Source organism: Polaromonas sp. Polasp52, from assembly GCF_059491565.1.
In genome coordinates this window covers 2,038,236-2,058,527 of sequence record NZ_CP168513.1, presented here as the reverse complement: position 1 = coordinate 2,058,527, position 20,292 = coordinate 2,038,236, and the positions used below count along the sequence as shown (strand labels likewise).

At 67.1% G+C, this 20,292-nt stretch carries 13 protein-coding genes; 9 read left to right on the top strand and 4 right to left on the bottom strand.

What is annotated here, in order from left to right; genetic code table 11:
* Positions 1–33: 33 nt before the first annotated feature.
* Positions 34–1,083, bottom strand: a complete 1,050-nt coding sequence (locus ACEN9P_RS09510; protein ID WP_495621806.1) for a Gfo/Idh/MocA family protein — start codon at positions 1,081–1,083, stop codon at positions 34–36.
* Positions 1,084–1,194: 111 nt separating this feature from the next.
* Here ACEN9P_RS09510 and ACEN9P_RS09505 point away from each other — a divergent pair, with 111 nt between their 5' ends.
* The 6 genes from ACEN9P_RS09505 (at position 1,195) to ACEN9P_RS09480 (ending at position 14,022) form a co-directional block, all read left to right on the top strand.
* Complete coding sequence (locus ACEN9P_RS09505) at positions 1,195–2,121, top strand: LysR substrate-binding domain-containing protein (RefSeq protein WP_477663708.1); 927 nt, start codon at positions 1,195–1,197, stop codon at positions 2,119–2,121.
* Between the two features lie 375 nt (positions 2,122–2,496).
* Positions 2,497–3,477: an alpha/beta fold hydrolase gene (locus ACEN9P_RS09500; RefSeq protein ID WP_495621805.1), complete on the top strand. Its 981-nt coding sequence runs from the start codon at positions 2,497–2,499 to the stop codon at positions 3,475–3,477.
* Positions 3,478–3,601: 124 nt separating this feature from the next.
* Positions 3,602–6,649: a ShlB/FhaC/HecB family hemolysin secretion/activation protein gene (locus tag ACEN9P_RS09495; RefSeq protein ID WP_495621804.1), complete on the top strand. Its 3,048-nt coding sequence runs from the start codon at positions 3,602–3,604 to the stop codon at positions 6,647–6,649.
* Positions 6,650–6,659: 10 nt separating this feature from the next.
* Complete coding sequence (locus tag ACEN9P_RS09490) at positions 6,660–10,574, top strand: beta strand repeat-containing protein (RefSeq protein ID WP_495621803.1); 3,915 nt, start codon at positions 6,660–6,662, stop codon at positions 10,572–10,574.
* The gene (locus ACEN9P_RS09485; protein WP_495621802.1) at positions 10,561–12,120 is read left to right on the top strand and encodes an argininosuccinate lyase; all 1,560 of its coding nucleotides are present in this window, start codon (positions 10,561–10,563) and stop codon (positions 12,118–12,120) included. The genes ACEN9P_RS09490 and ACEN9P_RS09485 overlap by 14 nt, the downstream gene beginning before the upstream one ends.
* A gap of 45 nt (positions 12,121–12,165) precedes the next feature.
* Positions 12,166–14,022, top strand: coding sequence for a peptide transporter (locus ACEN9P_RS09480; protein WP_495621801.1), 1,857 nt, complete (start codon positions 12,166–12,168; stop codon positions 14,020–14,022).
* On the opposite strand, the gene ACEN9P_RS09475 is transcribed toward ACEN9P_RS09480, so the two are convergent.
* Positions 13,974–15,248 (bottom strand): cation:dicarboxylate symporter family transporter, encoded by a 1,275-nt coding sequence (locus ACEN9P_RS09475; protein WP_495621800.1) that lies wholly within the window; start codon positions 15,246–15,248, stop codon positions 13,974–13,976. The two genes, ACEN9P_RS09480 and ACEN9P_RS09475, sit on opposite strands and share 49 nt — an antisense overlap.
* Positions 15,249–15,434: 186 nt before the next feature.
* Here ACEN9P_RS09475 and ACEN9P_RS09470 point away from each other — a divergent pair, with 186 nt between their 5' ends.
* The 3 genes from ACEN9P_RS09470 (at position 15,435) to ACEN9P_RS09460 (ending at position 18,167) form a co-directional block, all read left to right on the top strand.
* Positions 15,435–16,379 (top strand): LysR substrate-binding domain-containing protein, encoded by a 945-nt coding sequence (locus tag ACEN9P_RS09470; RefSeq protein ID WP_495621799.1) that lies wholly within the window; start codon positions 15,435–15,437, stop codon positions 16,377–16,379.
* A gap of 162 nt (positions 16,380–16,541) precedes the next feature.
* Positions 16,542–17,606 (top strand): 3'-5' exonuclease, encoded by a 1,065-nt coding sequence (locus ACEN9P_RS09465; protein ID WP_495621798.1) that lies wholly within the window; start codon positions 16,542–16,544, stop codon positions 17,604–17,606.
* Between the two features lie 78 nt (positions 17,607–17,684).
* Positions 17,685–18,167: a hypothetical protein gene (locus ACEN9P_RS09460; RefSeq protein WP_477663717.1), complete on the top strand. Its 483-nt coding sequence runs from the start codon at positions 17,685–17,687 to the stop codon at positions 18,165–18,167.
* 21 nt (positions 18,168–18,188) lie between these two features.
* Here the strand turns inward: ACEN9P_RS09460 and ACEN9P_RS09455 are convergent, their stop codons facing one another.
* Entirely contained in the window at positions 18,189–19,421 is a 1,233-nt protein-coding gene (locus tag ACEN9P_RS09455) for a multidrug effflux MFS transporter (RefSeq protein WP_477663718.1), read from the bottom strand.
* Positions 19,418–20,266 carry a 16S rRNA (cytidine(1402)-2'-O)-methyltransferase gene (gene rsmI / locus ACEN9P_RS09450; protein ID WP_495622158.1) on the bottom strand — a complete coding sequence of 283 codons (849 nt, stop codon included), beginning with the start codon at positions 20,264–20,266 and terminating at the stop codon, positions 19,418–19,420. Before rsmI ends, ACEN9P_RS09455 begins: the two co-directional genes overlap by 4 nt.
* Positions 20,267–20,292: the final 26 nt, after the last annotated feature.

The window sequence follows — 20,292 nt, the reverse complement described above, 5'->3', positions numbered from 1 at the left end:
GCGCGCCGGCCCGGCGCCCTCGGGCTTGGCTTTCTAGGCCGGCAGCGAAACCGCGCTCCCCGTGCTTGCCGCCTGCGTCACCGCCAGGGTCGCCTCCAGCGTACGGAAACCGTCCTGCGCCGAACACACGGGCGCTTCGCGGCCTTCGATGAGCGCGGCGAAATGGCGTAGCTGTTCGGTGTAGGGGCAGCCTAGGTGCAGGGCCGTGCGCTCCATGGTCAGCGGGTCGTGCCAGCCCTGGGCTGGGCCCTGGTCCTGGCGGTAGCGCCAGACTTCCAGGCGTGGCAGGGTCAGCGAGCCTTCCGTGCCTGAATAGAAATGCGCGTTGATGTCCTGGCGCGGGAAGCGCTCCGCCTCGCCGGCTGCCAGGTCCCAGTTCCAGGGCGCGGCCGCCGTGTCCGACACGGTGACCGTGCCCAGCGCGCCGTTGCGAAAGCGCAGCGCGACCACCGCGGTGTCCTCGACGCCGAAGCCGCGCACCGCGCTGGACGCCAGCGCCTGCACGCTGTCGATTTCCCCGTAGAGGTGGCGCATCAGGTCGATGTCGTGGATCAGGTTGATCAGGATGGGGCCGCCGCCCGGCTCGCGGCGCCAGGCCACGTCGAAGTAGTCGCGCGGCTTGAGCCAGGTGCACATCACGGTGGCGCTGACCGGCCGGCCCAGCGTGCCGGCGGCCACGATGGCCTTGGCCTTGCGCATGATGGGGTTGTGGCGGCGCTGGTGGCCCACCAGCACCGGCAGCCCGGTGGCGCGCGAGGCTTCGCAGATGCGCAGCCCGTCGGCCAGCGTGTCGGCGATGGGTTTTTCGACCAGCACGGCGGCGCCATGCGCCAGGCAGTCGACCGTGATCTGGGCGTGTGTCACATTGGGCGTCGCGACGATCACGCCTTTCGGTTGGGTTTCGGCCAGCAGGCTTTGGTAGTCGGGGAAGCAGGGCACGCCGATGGAGCGCGCGAAGTCGGCGGCCGCCGGTGTCGGGTCGGCGATGCCGGCCAGTTTCACGTCCGGGCTTTTGAGCGCGCGGTCTATGTGGGTGATGCCGATCAGGCCGGCGCCGATCACGGCGATAGGAAGTCTGCTCATGGGTCCTTTTTTGATGAGGGCTGCTGTTGGGCTGGAGTCTAGTAACAACAAAAATATCTACAATCCGCAAATAGTTGATTCGTATTCAACGAACTGTTGATAATCAAGGCCATGGACCTGAAGGATCTGCACGTGTTCTGCGAGGTGGTTCGCCGCTCCGGCTTTGCCGCCGCTTCGCTGGAGATAGGCACGACGCCGGCGCACATCAGCAAGCGCATTGGCATCCTGGAGGCGCAACTCGGCGTGCGCCTGTTCCACCGCACGACGCGGCGCGTGGTGATCACCGAGGACGGCGAGCGCGCCTACCAGTGGGCGCGGCGCATCCTGGACGACAGCAACGCGATGTCCGAGGCCTTCAGCAGCGCCAAGAGCGAGCCTTCGGGCCAGCTGCGCATCGCCACCAGCCAGCGCCTGGGCCGCGAACATGTGGCGCCCATACTGTCCCTGCTTGGCACGCGTTACCCCCGCATCGAGGTCTGGCTTGAGCTGCTGGACAGGCGCGTGGACCTGGTCAGCGAGAACTTCGACCTCGACATCCGTGTCGGCGAGCCGGCCCAGCCGCAGCTGATTGCGCAGCGCATGGTGGAGAGCTGGCGCATCCTGTGCGCCTCACCCGAATACCTGGCGCGGCGCGGCCACCCCAAGTCGGTGGCCGAACTGGCCGAGCATGAATGCCTGCTGTACCGCGAGCGCGAGCAGCCCTTCGGCACCTGGCGCCTGACAGGGCCCAAAGGGCCGGAGTCCGTCAAGGTGACCAGCCGCTTCAGCTCCAACCACAGCGACGTCGTGAAAGGCTGGAGCGTGGACGGCAAGGGCATTTGCCTGCTGTCGATCTGGGATGTCGCGCAGCCTTTGCGCGACGGCCGGGTGGTGAGGGTGCTGCCCACACACCACGAACCGGCCGACGTCTGGGCCATGACCAGCACCCGCTCGGCCGGCTCGGCCAAGGTCAGGGTCTGCGTCGAGTTCCTCAAGGAACAGCTGGTGCGGGGGCCGCACGCGCTGCAAATAGGCGCGCGCTCGTCACGGCCAGCCTAGGCCGCGAACAGAGGCCCCGCGCGGCCCCCCGCCTGGCCGGGTAAGGGGAGAAAAGCCTCTTTGGATACTTTAAAAGTATCCAATAGCCCGAATTAAGATATTTTACATGCTGCACATGCGTTCCTAGAATCGCGCCAAACAGCCGGGATTTGCAAGTTGTTACAGCTTGCTTTTCCGGTGGCCGGGCAAAAAGATCGTCAAGGAAACGCTGGACTTGCAGTCCATCTGTGTCGCGTATGCGGGGAAGCCGCCATAGCGCACAAGGCGTGAAGCCATGTCGATCTCCGTATTTTTGACAAGCGGGGGATAGGCATGATGTGCATTCGCAATCGATGGTTACAAGTTGTCGTGGCAATGGGCCTGGCTTTTCTCTGTGTGCGCCTTTTTGCCGCGGCCGACAAAACCGCTGGCGAACCGCCCAAGGAGCAGGTGATTGACCTGGAAACCGCGGGCGCGGCCTATCCCTTTGCGGTCTATTCCAACATCGACCTGCGCCGTCCGGATCCCGGCATCCGGCGCGCGGTGGTTTTTGTGCATGGCGTGCAGCGCGATGCCGACCGCTACTTCGGCGTGGGCCTGGGGCTGCTGCAGGCCGCGCGGCTGGACGCCTCCAGCACCGTGCTGCTGGTGCCGCATTTCCTGACGGCCTCGGACCCGTCGCCGGACGGCAGCATCCCGCTCTGGCGCGGCGGCAACTGGATGCAGTGCCAGGAGTCCCGCGGCAAGGAGGCGATCAACTCCTGCGGCGTGCTCGACGATATCGCCCGCTACCTGAGCGCGGACAAGCGTTTCCCCGTGCTCAAGGAAATCGTCTTCATCGGCCACTCGGCCGGCGGCCAGCTGATGCAGCGTTATGCCGTGCTGAACAACAGCGAGGAGGCGCTGCGCAAGGCGGGCATACGCGTGCGTTATGTGGTCTCCAGCCCGTCCTCCTATCTGTACCTGGATGCCAACCGCCCCGAGGGCGAGGACTTCAAGCCGGTCAACAGCATCCTCTGCCCCGGCTACAACAATTTCCGCTACGGCCTGGGCAACATGGTCCCTTACGGCCAGGGCCTGGACGGCGAACAGCTGTTCAAGCGTTATGCGGCGCGCGAAGTCCTCTACCTGGTGGGCGCACAGGACAACGACCCGGCCTACGAGTCCCTCGACAAATCCTGCGGCGCCGCCCTGCAGGGTACGGACCGCCTGAACCGGCACAGGAACTACCTGCGCTACGAACAATTTCTGGCCCGCAAGTGGGGCACGCCCGTGGCGCGCGCCGTCATGGTGGTGCCCGACGCGGGCCACGAGGCGGCCGACATTTTTGAATCGCACGAGGTCGCCGCAAAAATTTTCCCGGCCGCCGGCCACTAGCAAAAAGCGGGGACAGCATAAGGACACACAGGGACAAACAGGGACGCGCCGAAACGCGGGCACACGAAGAAAACACGGAAGAAGCCCACGGCGCGCGCACAACAACAAGACAGAAAACGAATACATGATGGAATCCCCACGCCTTGCCGCACCCCGGCGAAAAATCCTCGCATCGCGGATCTGCGCGATGCTGGCCGCCGCGCCCTTCACCGTGCCATTTGCCGTCCATGCGCAGACGCCGCCCAGCGCCGGCACCCTGTTTGACGCGAACCGGCAGCAGCTCTCGCCCACGGAAAACACCGGCGCGCCGGCAGCCGTGCAGCGCCCCGCGCGCATCGAGAAAGAAACGGAAGGCAGCGATGAAGGCCAGGGCCTGGCCGCGGGCGGGCCGGGCGTGCAGGTCACGGGCTTTGTGCTGAGCGGCAACCGGTCCCTGCCGGCTTCCGAGCTGCAGGGCCAGTTGCAGGAATTTGTCGGCCGCGAGCTGGACTTCGCCGGGTTGGGCAAGGCCGCCGCCAAGGTCACCGCCTACTACCGCGCGCGCGGCTACCTGGTGGCGCGCGCCTACCTGCCGGCCCAGGAAATACAGGGCGGCGTGGTCGCCCTCGGCATCCGTGAAGGCGTGATAGGCCGGGTGGTGGCCGAGCCCGACACCAATGTGCGCCTGGACCCGGAACTGATAGGCCGGCACCTCGCGGGGCTGCAGCCGGGCGAGGTGATCCAGGAAAGCGACCTGGAAAACACGCTGCTGCGCCTGTCCGATATCGCCGGCGTGACGGTCAAGGCGGTGCTGCGCCCGTCGGCGGAGCCGGGCGCCACCGACGTCATCGTCAAGCTCAGCGAAATGAGCGCGATCACCGCGCGCGTGAGCATAGACAACGGCGGCAGCTTTTACACGGGCGCCAATCGCCTGTCCGCCAACCTGAGCCTCAACGACGCGCTGGGCATGGGCGAAAGCTTCAGCCTCAACACGCAGCAGACTTTTGAAGGCCTGCGTATCGCCGGCGTCGGCTACCAGCAGCCTTTGGGCACGACGGGCCTGACGGTGGGCGCGAACTTCGCGGGCCTGCAGTACAACATCGGCAAAAACCTCAAGGAGGTCCAGGCCAGCGGCGAGGCCCGCATCAGCACGCTGTTCCTCAATGCCGCGCTGCTGCGCAGCCGGCGCGCCAACGTCAATGCCTCGGTGGCGGCGGAATACCGGCATTTCCAGGACACCACAGGCGGCACCACCGTCGACAAATCCGCCCATGTGCTGAGCGCGGGCCTGTTTGGCGACTGGCGCGACGATTTCACCGGTGCGCCGGCCAGCAACAGCTGGAATGTGCGCATGGGCATGGGCCACCTGAAAAAAGAAACCGCCAACGACGCCGCGCTGGACCGCTTTACCGCCAACGCGGCCGGCGACTACAAAAAACTCAACCTGTCCTATAGCCGCCTGCAGCAGCTGGGCGGCGGCTTCTCGCTGCTGGGCTCCGTCAGCGCGCAGTACGCCGACAAGAACCTGGACGCGTCGGAAAAAATGAGCCTGGGCGGCTCGAACGGCGTGCGCGCCTACCCGGCCGGCGAGGCCGCGGGCGACCAGGGCATGCTGGCCCGGCTGGAACTGCGCAAGACCCTGGGCGTCGTCGGCAACGCGGTGGTGGAAGGCGCGCTGTTTGCCGACGCGGGGCGCGTGACCATCAACAAGAAGCCCTGGGATGCCAGCGAAAACCGCGCCAGCCGCTACGGTTACGGCGTGGGCCTGAACGTCTACCACAAGGACCTGGTGTTCAATGCGAGTTTGGCGATGTCGCCCGGCGTCAACCCGACCAGCGAACCGAAAAGCGCGCGCCGCCTGTGGCTGTCGGTCTCGGGGTCGCCCCAGGCCTTCACCGGCCTGGCTTCCAGCAGCAGCGGCGGCAACCGCGGCGAGGATTTCGAGGAAGCGCAGGACGGCATGCTGTTTTACGGCTCGCTGGGCATCATCCCCGAATACGTGAGCCGCTCGGACTCCACGCCCGCGGCGCCCGCCGACCAGAGTCGGCTGGCCACGCCCAACGGGCGCAATATGTCGGGCTTCTGGCGCGCGCGCGACAACGTCTCTTATATAGGCGCGCGCGGCGGCATCCCGATTTACGAGCAGTGGAAGCTGCTGTGGCAGCTGGAGCTGGGCCTGTCGCTGAGCGCCGGCGCCGCCGGCGTTGATGCCTCGCCGGACTGGACGCACAGGCAGGAGCTGCGCAACACCGGCGTGGCCGTCGCCCATCCCGACGCCGGCACCGCGATGTACGGCAACTGGGACATGCCGCTCAAGGAGAGCACGACTTCCTTCGACCCCTTCGGCGCCACCACCAGCGCGGCCCACTACAACATCATCGGCTCGCCGGGTTTTGCCACCAGCATCACCCGGAATTCGGGCCCGGTGGGCACGGCGGCGGTGAACAACAACGACGATGCCGCTTTCAACCGCCGCCAGGCCGGCGTGTACGGCTACTGGACGCCGAAGATGGGGGGCTTTCAGCTCAAGCTGGCGTATTCGAACAACGGCATGAAGGCCGCGCCCGACGTGGACACCGGCTACCTCTACGGCGGCAGCCTGTCCTACGAGAACGGCGGCTTCTCCGCCGTGGTGGCAGCCGAGCAGCACATCAACTACTTCGGCATCGCGAGCCTGGGCCGCAACGCGCGCGGCGTCGGCACCAACACCCACGTCACGCAGGGCACCACCTCGGACGACTACAGCGTGCGTTACGGCGTGGCCTACGACTTCGGCGACACCAAGGTCTCGCTGATCGCCGACGAGCTGCGCTACGCCGAATCCGGCGTCGTCAACACCAGCGTTACCTCCAGCGACATGTCCAGCTACCGCCGCCGCGCCTACATGGTCGGCGTCACCCACAAGATAGGCGCCTGGCAGCTGCGCGCCAGCCACGCCAAGGCCTTCGCGGGCGACTGCACCATGATTTCCGGCAACGGCGTGAACTGCTCGACCGAGGGCATGGGCGCGACCTCCCAGGCCATCGGCTTTTCCTACAACTGGAGCAAGCAACTGAGGATATTCGGCCAGTACGTGGTGCTGCGCAACCAGCCGCTGGCCAACTACAACTACGCCGTCGCCGGCGTGTTCGGCACCTCCGGCGTAGGCACCACGATTCGCGCGATCGGTGTCGGTATCAACTACACATTCTGAGGGGCTCGCCATGACGCACCAACCTTCCCCGGCTTCTTCCATTCATGCGGCGCGCAAAAACCGCCCCAGGCTGACGCCGCTGACGGCCGCCATGCTGTCGGCGCTGTGCAGCATCTACCCGCTGCGGGCATACGCGCTGGACCCCGGCGCCCTGCCGACCGGCGGCCAGGTCACGGCCGGCAGCGGCAGCATCAGCCAGAGCGGCAACGTCATGAACGTGGTGCAGGCCAGCGACCGCATGGCCGCCACCTGGAACACCTTCAACATCGGCAGCGCGGCCAGGGTCAATTTCGCGCAGCCCTCGGCCTCGTCGGTGGCGCTCAACCGCGTCACCTCCAGCGACGCCTCGCAGATCATGGGCCAGCTCAATGCCAACGGGCAGGTCTACCTGATTAACCCCTCGGGCATCCTGTTCGGCCAGGGCTCGGCCGTCAACGTCGGCGGCCTGGTGGCCAGCTCGCTGAACCTTTCCGACGCCAATTTCATGGCCGGCAACAACCGTTTTGAAGCCGGCGGCACGGGTGGGGCGGGCGGCGCCGTGATCAACCAGGGCAGCATCGTCGCGGCCGACGGCGGCTACGTGGCCTTGCTGGGCGCGCAGGTGCGCAACGAAGGCAGCATCACCGCCCGCCTGGGCAGCGTGATGCTGGGCGCCGGCGAAAAGGTCACGCTGGACTTCAACGGCGACGGCCTGATCACCATGCAGGTCAGTGACCCTGCGCTGGGCGCCAGCGTGGTGAACCAGGGCCTGCTCAAGGCCAACGGCGGCGTGGTCGTCATGTCGGCGCGCTCCGGCGACGCGCTGCTGTCCCAGGTGGTCAACAACGAGGGCGTGATCGAGGCGACCAGCCTGCAGCGCCGCAACGGCGCCGTGCTGCTCGACGGCGGCGGCGCGGGTGTCGTCGCGGTCAGCGGCCGTGTCGACGTCTCGGGCCGCGGCGCCGGCGAAACCGGCGGCAGCTTCAAGGCCCTGGGCCAGTACGTCGGTGTGTTCGACGGCGCGCGCATAGACGCCTCGGGCGACACCGGCGGCGGCACCGTGCTGATCGGCGGCAACTACCAGGGCAGCGGCACCGAGCGCCAGGCCGCTGGAACCTTCATGGGCGAAGACGCCCGCATCAACGCTGACGCGATCAGCAGCGGCGACGGCGGCAAGGTCATCCTGTGGTCCACCGACAGCACGCGCTTTCACGGCGGCATCACGGTGCTGGGCGGCGGGCAGACCGGCAGCGGCGGCCTGGTCGAGACCTCGGGCCACCACCTGGATGCAACGGGCTCGGTGGACATCAGCGCGGCCTCCGGCAAGGGAGGCACCTGGCTGATCGACCCCTACAACATCAACATCACGAGCACGGCGAGCGTCGGCGCGACCGGGAGTTCCCCCTTCACCTCCAGCGGCGCGGCCAGCTCCAACCTGAGTTCGGCCGTGCTCAATGCCTCGCTGTCCGAAGGCGCCAACGTGATCGTCCAGACCTCCGCCGTCGGCGGCACCTCGGGCGACATCAATGTGCTGGACAACGTCAAGGGCGTGGGCAATGCCTCTCTGACCCTGCAGGCGCACCGCAACATCATCATGGGCAGCCGCAGCATCTCCAACGGCACCGGCAAAAGCCTCAACGTCTCGCTGGTCTCCAACTACGGCGACACCGGCAACGGCTCGGTGGCATTGACAGGCAGCACCATCACCACCAACGGTGGGGCCATCACCATCAGGGGCGGCAGCAATCCGCTGACCGGCTATGCCGCCACCAACCAGAGCGGCGCCTCGGGCGTGGCGATCACCGCGGGCACCACGCTGAGCACCAGCGGCGGCAACATCACGATACGCGGTGCCTCCACCTCGACAAGCTCCAGCACCAGCGCGGTGAATATCTCAGGCTCCACGCTCAATGCCGGCGGCGGCAATATCTCCATCCTGGCCAACGTCGGCATCGCCGGCGGAACCGGCGATGCCTTTGTGCTCACCGGCGGCAGCAATGTGCTGACCAGCGGCGCCGGCTCCATCACCGTGGACAGCAGCAACCTGGGCAGCGGCAACGGCACGCGCATCTTCAGCACCAACAACACCCTGGCCGCCAGCGGTTCCGGCAACCTGACGATCAGCGGCAACGCGACTTCCGGCTTCGGCGTGCTGATCTGCTCGACCGCCAGCGGCTCCTCGCAGCAACTCACCGTGGGCAGCGGCAAGCTGACGGTGCAGGCCAATTCCAACGGCTTTGCCGGCGCCGGCCGCGGCGTCTACCTGGCGGCCTCGGGCACCGGCGGCGTGGTGCTCAATGCCACGGCAGGCGGCGCCATCACGCTGGGCGGCAGCAGCACCGGCAGCTATGGCACGGTGCTCAATTCGACGGGTTCGGGATCCTCCATCAGCATCTTCTCCGACGGCGCCATCACGGTGGCCGGCAACACCTCGGGCGGCACCACGCCCGCGCTGGGGCTGCTGAGCTCGGGCAGCGGCGCCAGCGCGGCCACCGCCTCCAGGGTCAACATCAGCAGCACGGCCGGCGCGCTCAAGCTGCTGGCCAACAACAGCGTGGTCAACCCGACCACCGGCTCGTTCAAGGCGGTGTCGCTGGACGCCAGCGGTGCCTACGCCAGCATCAACCTGGGCACGCAGTCGGGCGCGCTGACGCTGGACGGCACCAGTTATTCGGGCCGGGGCGTCGACATCGCGCCCTCCGGCGCCAATGCAGCGATCAACATCACAACCGGCAGCGGCGCCATTGCCGTCAACGGCAACAGCACCAGCAGCTTCGGCGGCTACGGCATCTTCCTGAACTCCACCGGCAACGCCAGCGGCGTCAACGTCACCACCGTGAGCGGCGACATTACCTTCCGCGGCGACTCCATAGGCACCTCGGACGCCATCTCGCTGGGCGGCAGCGCTTCGAGCACCAACTCGGTCAACAACATCGCCTCGCAGGGCGGCAACATCACGCTGATGGGCAACTTCCACTCGCCGAACATCGCGGAACTGGACCACGGCATCGCCATCCAGAACGTCGCCAACCGCATCCAGACCACAGGCGCCGGCAACGTGACGCTGGTCGGCAATGCCGCCGACCAGGGCAACGGGGTCAGCATCTACGGTGGCGGCAAGGCGCTGCTCAGCGTCGAGAACGGCGCGCTGGCGATCACCGGCAGCAGCGTCTACGGCGACGGCGTGGGCGTGCTGACCGGCAACAACGTCATACGCGCCACCGGCAGCGGCACGGTGAGCCTGGCCGGCAGTTCCAGTTACGGCAGCGGCGTCACCCTCTACCCTTCGACGGCGACCAGTTCCGCCGCCATCTCCACGGTCTCGGGCAAGCTCTCGGTCACCGGCAACAGCGGCGCGGCCTCGGCCGCGCCGGCGGTGCTGCTGCGCAGCGCGGCCTCGGGCGCCGCCAACGGCGTCAGCATCACCTCGGGCAGCGGCGACATCGACATCCAGGCGACGACCGCCGGCTCCGGCGAGGGGCTGTCCATCGTCGGCAGCAGCGCCAATGCCTTCAACACCGTCAGCACGGGCGGCGACGGCAGCCTGCGCGTTTCGGGTTCGGGCGGCAGCTACGGCGTGCGCATAGACGGCGGCACCAACAAGCTGCAGGTGGAGAACGGCCTGCTGCTCATCAGCGCCAGCGCGCCCAACGGGCAGGCCTTCAGCCAGTCCTCGGATGTCACGACGATTGCCGCCACCGGCTCCGGCACCGTGCTGCGCAACCTGGGCGGCACCATGAACAACAGCCTGACCAGTGCCGCGACGGCTGGTGCCACCGCCGCGCTGCAGACCGAAATGGCCGGCGGCGACTGGATGGCGCCGCTTGCGGGCGACACCGCGGCGCCTTCTCCCGGCGCCGGCACGGACAGGCTCACCATTTCCGTGCTGTCGCCCGGCGCCGATCTCAATGCATCCGCCGGGGGAAAAGACGATGCGACGCCTTGAGCCCGCGCCCGCCGCGGCGACCATCCGTTTCCTGCCGCCGCGCCGGACCGGGCGGCGGGTGCTGCTTGCGCTGCTGCTGGCATCGCTGTCCGGCGCGGCCATCGCCACGGACAAAACCTCCGGCAAGGCCGAGCACGACAATTTCCATTTCCTCGGCGAAATGAACAAGGCCTCCACCGTGATGGTGGTGGAGACCCGGATCGTGCCGCCCGAGCTCGGCAAAAAAATCGCGCGGGCGGTCGACCAGGTGATCCGCGACGGCAACCAGCCCGGCGCCAAACGCCCGGGGGACTACCTGCAGTACGAGCCGCTGATCCTGGCGCTGGCCGGCCCCGACGGCTCGCGCATGCATTCGGGCCGCAGCCGGCAGGACATCCTGTCCACCACACGGCGGCTGATGCAGCGCGAGCGCGCGCTGGCCCTGATGGCCGCGATGATCCAGTCGAAAGCGCAGCTGCTGGCCGTGGCCGAAAAAAACCTGGACACCATCGTGCCGGCCTATACCAACGGCGTGCAGGCCCAGCCCACCACCTACGCGCATTACCTGTTGGCTTTTGCCTCGGTCTTCGGGCGCGACAGCGCGCGCCTGAAGGAAGCCTATGCGCGGCTGAACCTGAGCCCACTGGGCGCGGGCGCGCTCGGCACCTCGAGCTTTCCGGTCAACCGCGAGCGCCTGGCGGAACTGCTGGGTTTTGACGGCGCGCTGGAAAATTCCTACGACGCGGCCCAGCTGGGTGCGCTGGACCAGGGTGTGGAGCTGGTGGGCCTGTGCAGCAACGCGGCGCTGATGATGGGCCTGCTGGTGCAGGACATGCACACCCAGTACCACCAGGCCACGCCCTGGATCACCCTGCAGGAAGGCCGGCTCACCGGCACCAGCAGCATCATGCCGCAAAAGCGCAACCCCTATGCCCTCAACACGCTGCGCTTGCAGGCCAGCGAGGTGGTGGGCCGCGCCTTCACCTACCAGCTGGAGGCGCACAACGTCACGTCCGGCATGCCCGACTACAAACGCGACCAGGTCGAAAAAACCCTGGAGCTCACCACCGATGCCTTTGTGAAGCTGGCCGAGCTGATGAACAACCTCGTCATAGACCGCAGCCGCGCCCTGCAGGAAGTCGAGGCTGATTACTCCACCACCACCGAGCTGGCCGACATCCTGCAGCGCGACTCCGATGTCCCGTTCCGGGTCGGCCACCATTTCGCCTCGGACCTGGTCAGCTACGGGCGCGCCCACAAGCTCAAGCCTGCCGAGATTCCCTTTGACGTCGTCAAGCAGCTGTACACCGAAGCGGTGAAGGCCTTTGACTTTCCGCGCACGGAATTCCCGCTCACGCGGGAACGCTACCAGACCGCGCTGAGCGCGCAGAACATGCTGGCCTCGAGCAAAGGCCTGGGCGGCCCGCAGCGCGCAGAGACCACCAGGATGCTGGCGGCCGAAAAGCGCCGGCTCGACCAGGACGCCGCCTGGCTCAAGGCGCAGGAAGAAAAACTCGCGCTGGCCCAGCGGAAGCTGGACCGCACTTTTTCCGGGCTGTTCCAATGAGCCTGGCGTCGGCAACGGCGATACTGGCGTTGCCGGAGGGGCGCCATGGCTGAGGATGTTTTTTCGCTCGAGAACTTTGAATACCTGTGCTACTCCCGGCAGCAGGAGCCGGCCGCGCGCGAGCTGGTCAAGCTGCTGCTGCTCATAGACAGGAACTACGGCAACCTGGACGGCAATTTCGCGCTCAGCCTGTCGGCCGCCATAGGCGCGCAGGAGCGCGACGCGCACGGCCTGACCCGCATCACCAGCGCCATCTCGGCGCTGTTTTCCGACCCGGGCTTTCACGTCACGCCAAACGGCTTCGGCCAGCTCATCAACTTCCAGCGCTGGCTCTCGGCGCTGTTCGCCGCCAGCGCCTTCGTCCACTGCGACCACATCCTGAAGTCGCTCAACTTCCTGGGCCCGGGCGCGCCGGAGTTCCACGTGAGCGAGCAGGACCTGGTGAAGTTCTGCATCCTGTATTCGCCCGAATCGGAAATCCCGCTGGACGCGGAGCTGCTGTGGCGGCAGAACAAAAAACTGGCCGCCGCGCTGTTCACGGCCCTGCTCTCGCCGCGCTTTCTCGGCTCGCCCGCCGCGCACTCCAAACGCGAGGCTTTGCTGGCCTGGCTGCCCGATCACCTCGAGGAAATCGACAGCCTGGACCTGCTGCCGCTGGGCATCCTGCACGACGTGTACATGCATTGCAGCTACGCCGACCTGCCCGGCCGCCATGAGATCAAGCGCCCCATCAACCGCCTGATCCGCAAGAAACTGGAGGCGCTGGGCCTGGCCCGCGTGCCGGCCACCCTGACCCTGGCCAGCGCCGACAAACCCGTCATGCTGGTGCTGCTCGAGTGGTTTTCCGGCGGGCATTCGATTTACCGCACGCACTCCAGGAGCATGGAGGCCGCGCGCCGGCATTTCTACGTGGTGGCCGTCGCCTATCCCGGCAACATCGACGAGCTGGGCCGGGCGGTGTTCGACGAGGTCGTGGATTTCGAGGTGCCCAACGACATGATGGCCTGCCTGCGCCAGCTGCACACGCTGGCCTGCGCCCTCAAGCCCGCGGTGTTCTACATGCCCAGCGTCGGCATGTTCCCCATCACCATGTTCGCGGCCAACCAGCGCCTGGCACCGGTGCAGGTGGCCGCGCTGGGCCATCCGGCCACCACGCACTCCGACCGCATCGACTACATCAGCGTGGAAGACGACTTTGTCGGCGACCCGGCCTGCTTCAGCGAAACCCTGCTGCGCCTGCCGAAAGACGGCCAGCCTTACCGGCCGTCCGCCATAGCGGTCTCGCTGGAGAGGCCGCGGCGGCAGGACTCGCCCGTCGTCAACATCGCCGTGGCCTCGACCACCATGAAACTCAACCCGAAGTTTTTGCTGGCCTGCCAGAAGATACGCGCCGGCTCGCGCAAGCAGGTGCGCTTTCATTTCCTGATCGGACAGGCGACCGGCCTGATCTACCCGCAGGTGCTAAGGGTGGTACGCCGCTACCTGCCGGACGCCGAGGTCTACGCCCACCAGCCCTATCCCGACTACCTCGCCATCTTCAGCCGCTGCGACATGTTTTTGAGCCCTTTTCCGTTCGGCAACACCAACGGCATCACCGACGCGATGACGGTCGGCCTGCCCGGCGTGTGCAAGACGGGGCCCGAGGTGTTCGAGCATATTGACGAGGCCCTGTTCCGGCGCCTGGGCCTGCCGGACTGGAGCATTGCCGCCAGCGTGGAGGGCTACGTCGCGGCCGCCATTCGCATGGCCGACCACTACGAGGAGCGGGCCGCGCTCTACCGCCGGCTGGAGCGGCCCGAGTGCCTGGATGCCCTGTTCCTGGGCCGCGCGGAGTGCCTGGGCGACCGCCTGCATCAGATCTGGTTGGCGGCGGCCGGGAGGTCCTTGCCCGACAGGGCTTGATGCATGGCCTGGTGGTCCAGCGCTTTTTCCCAGGCACAGACGGCGATGCAGGCCACACAGTTGCCGATCACGTTGGTGAGGGAGCGGCATTTCATCAGCCGCTCCACGCCCAGCAGCAAGACCATGCCGGCCAGGGGAATCAGGTTCAGGCTGGCCAGCGTCGCGGTCAGGGCCACGAAGGACGAACCGGCGACGCTGGCGGCGCTCTTGGACGTCAGCATCATGATGCCCAGCAGCGACAGCAGCTGCCAGAACCCCAGGTCGACATGTGCCACCTGCGCCAGGAAGACCGCCGCCATCGCGATGTAAAGATTGCTGCCGTTCAGGTTGAAGCTATAGCCGGCCGGCAGCATCAGGCGCACCACCGGTTTGGCGCAACCCATTTTTTCCAGCTTCTCGACCAGGCCCGGCAGGGCGGCGATCGATGAGCTGGTGAAGAAGACCAGCAGCAGCTCTTCCTTCACATAGGCGACCAGGCGGAAGATGTTGCAGCCGGCGGCGCGCGCGACCAGGCCCATCACGACGAAGACAAACAGGATGCTGACCAGGTAGATGGCGGCGAGAAAGTGCAGCAGCGGCAGCGCCGAGGATATGCCGTAGCGGCCTATCATGAAGGCCACCGCGCCGAAGGCGGCCAATGGCGCCAGCTTCAGGACCATGCCGACCATGCCGTAGAACACCTGCTGCACGCCTTCAATGAGCTCCAGCAGGCCGCGGCCGCGCTCGCCCACGCGCGCCAGCGCGATGCCCGTCAGCAGCGCCAGCAGCAGGACCTGCAGAATGCTGTTGCCGGTGAAGGCGCCAGCGAAGGTCGAGGGAATGATGTCGAGCAAAAATCCGCTCGCGCTTTGTGTGGCCGGCGCGGGCGCCGCGTGCTGCGCGGCCTCGACGGCAAAAACCGGCGCGAAGCCCTTGCCGGGCGCCAGCAGCAGGGCGCCCACCATGCCCGCCGCCAGCGAGAGCGCCGTCATGGCCTCGAAGTAGAAGAAGGCCTTGACGCCCACTTGCGTGGCCTGCAGCCGGTTGCGCATGCCGGCGATGCCGGACACCACCAGGCAAAAAATCAGCACACCGATCAGCATGCCGACCAGGCGCAGAAAGCCGTCGCTCAGGGGTTTCATCAGCGCGCCGGCGGAAGGGAAGAAATGCCCCAGCAGCATGCCGGCGGCAAAGGCGAAGGCCATCTGCGCGATGGGATGGCGAAGTGTTTTTCTGGTTCTGGTCATCGACCGCCCAGTCTACGGGTGATCTTGCCGCGGGGCTTCGCGAGCCGCGCCATACGGTGGATTTTTGGGGATGGGCGGTGAGTGTAAAGACGCGTAGGTGTCATCCTGCGCCCAGGGCATATACCTAAAATCCGAATGCAATATTCCTGATATCTTTAAAAGATGGGCTGAGGCGATGGAACTGAGATGGAACTGAGACACCTGCGCTACTTCCTGATGGTTGCCGAGGAGCAGCATTTCACGCGCGCCGCCGAGCGGCTGAACATGCAGCAGCCGCCCTTGAGCCACCAGATCCGGCTGCTGGAGGAAGAACTGGGCTTCGAGTTGTTCCGCCGCCATCCCAAGGGCGCGGCGCTGACGGCCGGCGGCGCCGTGTTTGTGCAGGAGGCCAAGGCCATACTGCGCGGCGTCGAGCAGGCCGCGGCGCGCGCGGCGCGCGCCGCGCAGGGGTTTGAAGGCACGCTGGCCATAGGCTTTACCAGTTCGGCCGCGGCCCATCCCCTGATTCCCGGCATCATCCGCGCCTACCGCGACGCCTATCCCGATGTCCACCTGGACCTGCGCGAAGCCAATGCGGCCGAGCTGACCGAGGGCATAGACCGGGGCAAAGTCGATGTCGCGATTTTGCGTTCGCCCGTCAGCCATCCGCGCGGCGTGCGTTTTTTCTCCCTGCTGGAAGAAGAGATGCTGCTGATCCTGCCGGTGGGCCACGCGCTGGTCGCGGGCGCCGCCAAGGACAAGATGCCGTTCGTTGACTTGAGGTCCCTGGCCGATGAGCAGTTCATCCTGGTGCGCAGGCACGGCGCACCGGGCATGTATTCGGACCTGATCGAGGCCTGCGAACAGGCGGGCTTCACGCTCAAGATCGCCACCGAGGTCGAGCGCATGCTGACCAACATCAGCCTGGTCGCGGCCGGCGCGGGCGTCTCCGTCGTTCCAGCCTCGATGAAAAATTTCCACCGCGAGAGCGTGGTGTACTGCCGCATCCGCAATGCCAGGCCCGCGCTGGTGGCGCCCATCACGCTGGTGAGCCGGGATGACAGCGACTCGCCGGCCGAAAAGAATTTCCTGGACCTGGCCAAGAGTTTCGCGCGCCAGCACAAGGCCGCAGAGCAGGCGCGCCGCGCATAGGCGTCGAATGTCTCGGTCTCTTGCACGGTGCGCAAACGGTGCCGGCATGAAAGGACCGCTGGCTTGCTATCTGCGAAGATAGCGTGCTTTATTTCCAGCAAACCCAGGAGCAGGCATGCAAGACGCTATCCATCCCCAGAGGCTTCAGGCCTCCCCGCGCGCATGACGGCGGGCGGGCAACTGGGTTTCGGTTTTGACGAGGCCCTGCTGGCGATGGCCGCCGAGGCCGCTGCCGCCAAGCTGCGCAAGCCCAAGGCGGCGAAGGCGCCCAAGCCCGTGGCGCCTGAGGCCGCGGCACTTCCTCCCGCCGCGACGGGCGAGAGCCCCGAGGCCATGGCCCAGGCGCTGGAGCGCCACCCCGACTACCGCGTGCTCAGGCGATTGGTGCCGGCCATGGAATTTCCGCAGGCGCCGCAGGGGCCCGTGGCCCATGTGGTGATCCTGGACACCGAAACCACGGGGCTGGACGCCTCGCGCGACCAGATCATGGAACTGGCGCTGCTGCGCATCCAGGTCGACACGCAAACCGGCCTCGCGACGGGCCCGGTCCAGGTTTATGACGGGCTGCGCGACCCGGGCATGCCGGTGCCGAAAATCGCGCGCGAAATCACCGGCATCACCGACGCGATGCTGGCGGGCCAGGAACTGGACATGGCGCGTGTCGCCGGCCTGCTGGACGGCGCGGACCTCGTCATCGCGCACAACGCGGGTTTTGACCGCCCTTTCGTCGAAGGCCTGATTCCACAGGCGCAGGCGCTGAACTGGGCCTGCTCTTTCGCCGACATCGACTGGACGGCGGCGGGCCACAGCTCGGCCAAGCTCAGCTACCTGGCCTCCGAACTTGGCTGGTTTTACGATGCGCACCGCGCGGAAATGGACTGCCATGCGCTGCTGGCGGTGCTGATGGCCGAACTGCCGGGCCAGGGCGTCAACGGCCTGGCGCACTTGTTGTCCACTGCCCGCCTGCCCAGCTACCGCCTGCAGGCCACAGGCGCGCCTTTCGCCGCCAAGGAGCTGCTCAAGAACCGCGGCTACCGCTGGGACAGCACCGCCAAGGTCTGGCACACGCGGCTGGGCGGCGATGCCACGCTGCAGGCCGAATGTGAATGGCTGCAGCGGGATGTTTATGGCGGGCGGGCCGCGCGGCTGGCCTGGGAGCGTTACGACGCGACCAGCCGCTACTCGGGCCGCGCGGGCACGCCGGGATGGGCGCAGCTGAACAGCTAGCCCGTTCCAGTTCGTCGGGAACATTTCGTGTGCCGGCGATGTCAGACAAATCCAGGGATGAATCCAGGAGCTACCCCTATGACCATGGTTAAAACTGTTTCCGCGGCGGCCCTTGCCGCTTTGTTGGCCGCGGGCTGCGCCGTCGGCGTGCAGCCCGGCATGTCGCGCGAGCAGGTTCTCGCGAGTTATGGAACGCCCACGCGCACAGTGGCGCTGGCCTCGGGCACGCGCCTGCAGTATTCCCGCCAGCCGGCGGGCCAGTCGGCTGTGATGGTCGACCTCGATGCCGCTGGCAAGGTGGTGAGCGTCAGGCAGGTCCTGAACCCGCAGGACTTCTCCAGGATAGAAGTCGGCAAATGGACGCGTGCCGACGTGGAGCGCGAGTTCGGGCCTCCCGCGAAGGTCGACGGCGTGGTCTCCTGGTCGGGCGACATCATGACCTACCGCTGGCGGGACGGCGACCAGGACATGTTCTTTTTTGTCTATCTCGATGCCGGCTACGTGGTGCGGCGTGTGGGTCAGGGCATGGAGTTCCCGATCAGGATGAACGACCGCTTGTAAGGCGGTCTCCGGTATTTGCTCTCAGTCGCGCGAGGCGACGCGGCCTATCTCGGGCCAGCGGTGGTGCAAATACATCCAGGCCGTGAGCCCTATGCACATCATGCCCAGCGACACCGCGGCCAGCGCGGGCGTGGAATGCATGACCAGCGGCGCGACGATACCGGCCACGATGCCATTGGCGGTGGAGCCGATAAAGGCCTGTAGTGACGACGCCATGCCGCGCCGCTCGGGATACAGGTCCAGCACCAGCAGCGTGACCACCGGCACCATCAGCGCCCAGCCGAAGGCGAACACCGCGATCGGGAACAGCGCCCAGGAGGCATGCGGCGTGAACAGCAGGTTGGCCGTGAGGTTGAGCAGCGAGGTCAGCAGCATGATGACAAAGCCGTGGCGTATCTGCTGCTTGGGCGCGATCTTGCCCGCCAGCCGGCCGCTGAGCCAGGCGCCGGACATGATGCCGGAAATGGTGAGCAGGAAAAACCAGAAGAACTCGGTGGGCTGCAGCGCCAGGTGGTCCCCCAGGAAGGCCGGCGCCGACAGTACGTACAAAAACATGCCGTTGAAGGGCACGCCGCTGGCCAGCGCCAGCAGCAAAAAGCGCGGGCTGGAGCCCAGCTGCCAGTAGCCGCGCATCAGGTGCCGCACCTCAAACGGCTGGCGGTCCAGCGGCGGCAGCGTCTCGGGCAGGAAGCGGAAATTGGTCGCCCACAGCACCACGCCCACACCGGTGAGGAACCAGAAGATGCTGTGCCAGCCCAGGTGCACAAACAGCCAGCCGCCGACGATGGGCGCCAGCGCGGGCGCCACACCGAAATAAATCGTGACCTGGCTCATGACCTGCTGGGCCTGCGCCGGCGGGTACATGTCGCGGATCACGGCGCGCGAGACCACGATGCCGGCGCCCGTCGACAGGCCCTGCACGGCGCGGAAGAACACCAGCTGGCCTATGCTTTGCGACAGCGCGCAGCCGGCCGAGGCCAGGGTGAACAGCGCGATGCCCCAGAGCACCACGGGCCGGCGGCCGAAGCTGTCGGCCAGCGCGCCGTGGAACAGGTTCATGAAGGCAAAGCCGAACAGGTAGGCCGACAGCGTCTGCTGCATCTGCACTGGCGAGGCGCCCAGCGACTGCGCGATGCCCGAAAACGCCGGGATGTAGGTGTCTATGGAAAACGGCCCCAGCATGCCGAGGATGGCCAGCAGGGCGGCGAGTGTCCAGCGCGGGGCGCGCCAGAGCTGGTCGGCATTGGGGTTCATGCGTTTTTGAGTTTGAGGGCGGCTTCGTAGAGTTCGTTGCGTCCCAGGCCGGTGATGTCGGCGGCCAGCTTCACCGCGGTCTTGAGCGGCAGTTCGGCCAGCAGCAGCTGCAGCACCCGCGTGCCGTCCTCGGCGCTTTCGGGCGCGGCGCACGGGTGCAGCACCAGGGCGAATTCGCCGCGCGTGCGCTGCGGCCCCGCGGCCAGCCAGGCCGCGAAGTCCTGCGCCGGCACGGTTGCGATTTCTTCAAACTGTTTGGTCAGTTCGCGGCCCACGGTGACCAGGCGTTCCCCCAGCACGGCCATGGCGCGCGCCAGCGCCTCGATGCGGTGCGGCGCTTCAAGAATGACGACGGCCCGCGTATCGGCCTGCAGCGCCGCGATGGCCTGGTCGCGTTCGCCGGCCTTGCTCGGCAAAAAGCCGGCAAACACAAAACCGGTCTCGCCGCCGGGGCTGGCCAGGCCGGCCACGCTGAGCACCGTGGTGACGCTGCTGGCGCCGGGCAGGGGCATGACGGCCAGCCCGGCCGCGCGCACCGCCGCGACCAGGCGCGCGCCGGGGTCGCTCACGGCGGGCGTGCCGGCATCGCTGACGTAAGCCACGCGCTCGCCGCGCTGCAGGCGTTCAATCACCAGGTTCGCGGCCTCCGCCTCGTTGTGCTCGTGCACCGCGAGCAGCGGCTTGTCGATGCCGTACTGGCGCAGCAGGGGCTGGGAGTGGCGCTTGTCCTCGCAGGCAATCGCGTCCGCCAGCTGCAGCACCTGCAGCGCGCGCAGGCTGATGTCGGCCAGGTTGCCTATGGGCGTGGCCACGACGTACAGCGCGCTTTCCGGATAATGCTGCATGCCCGCCGCGGCGCGCGCCGCATCCA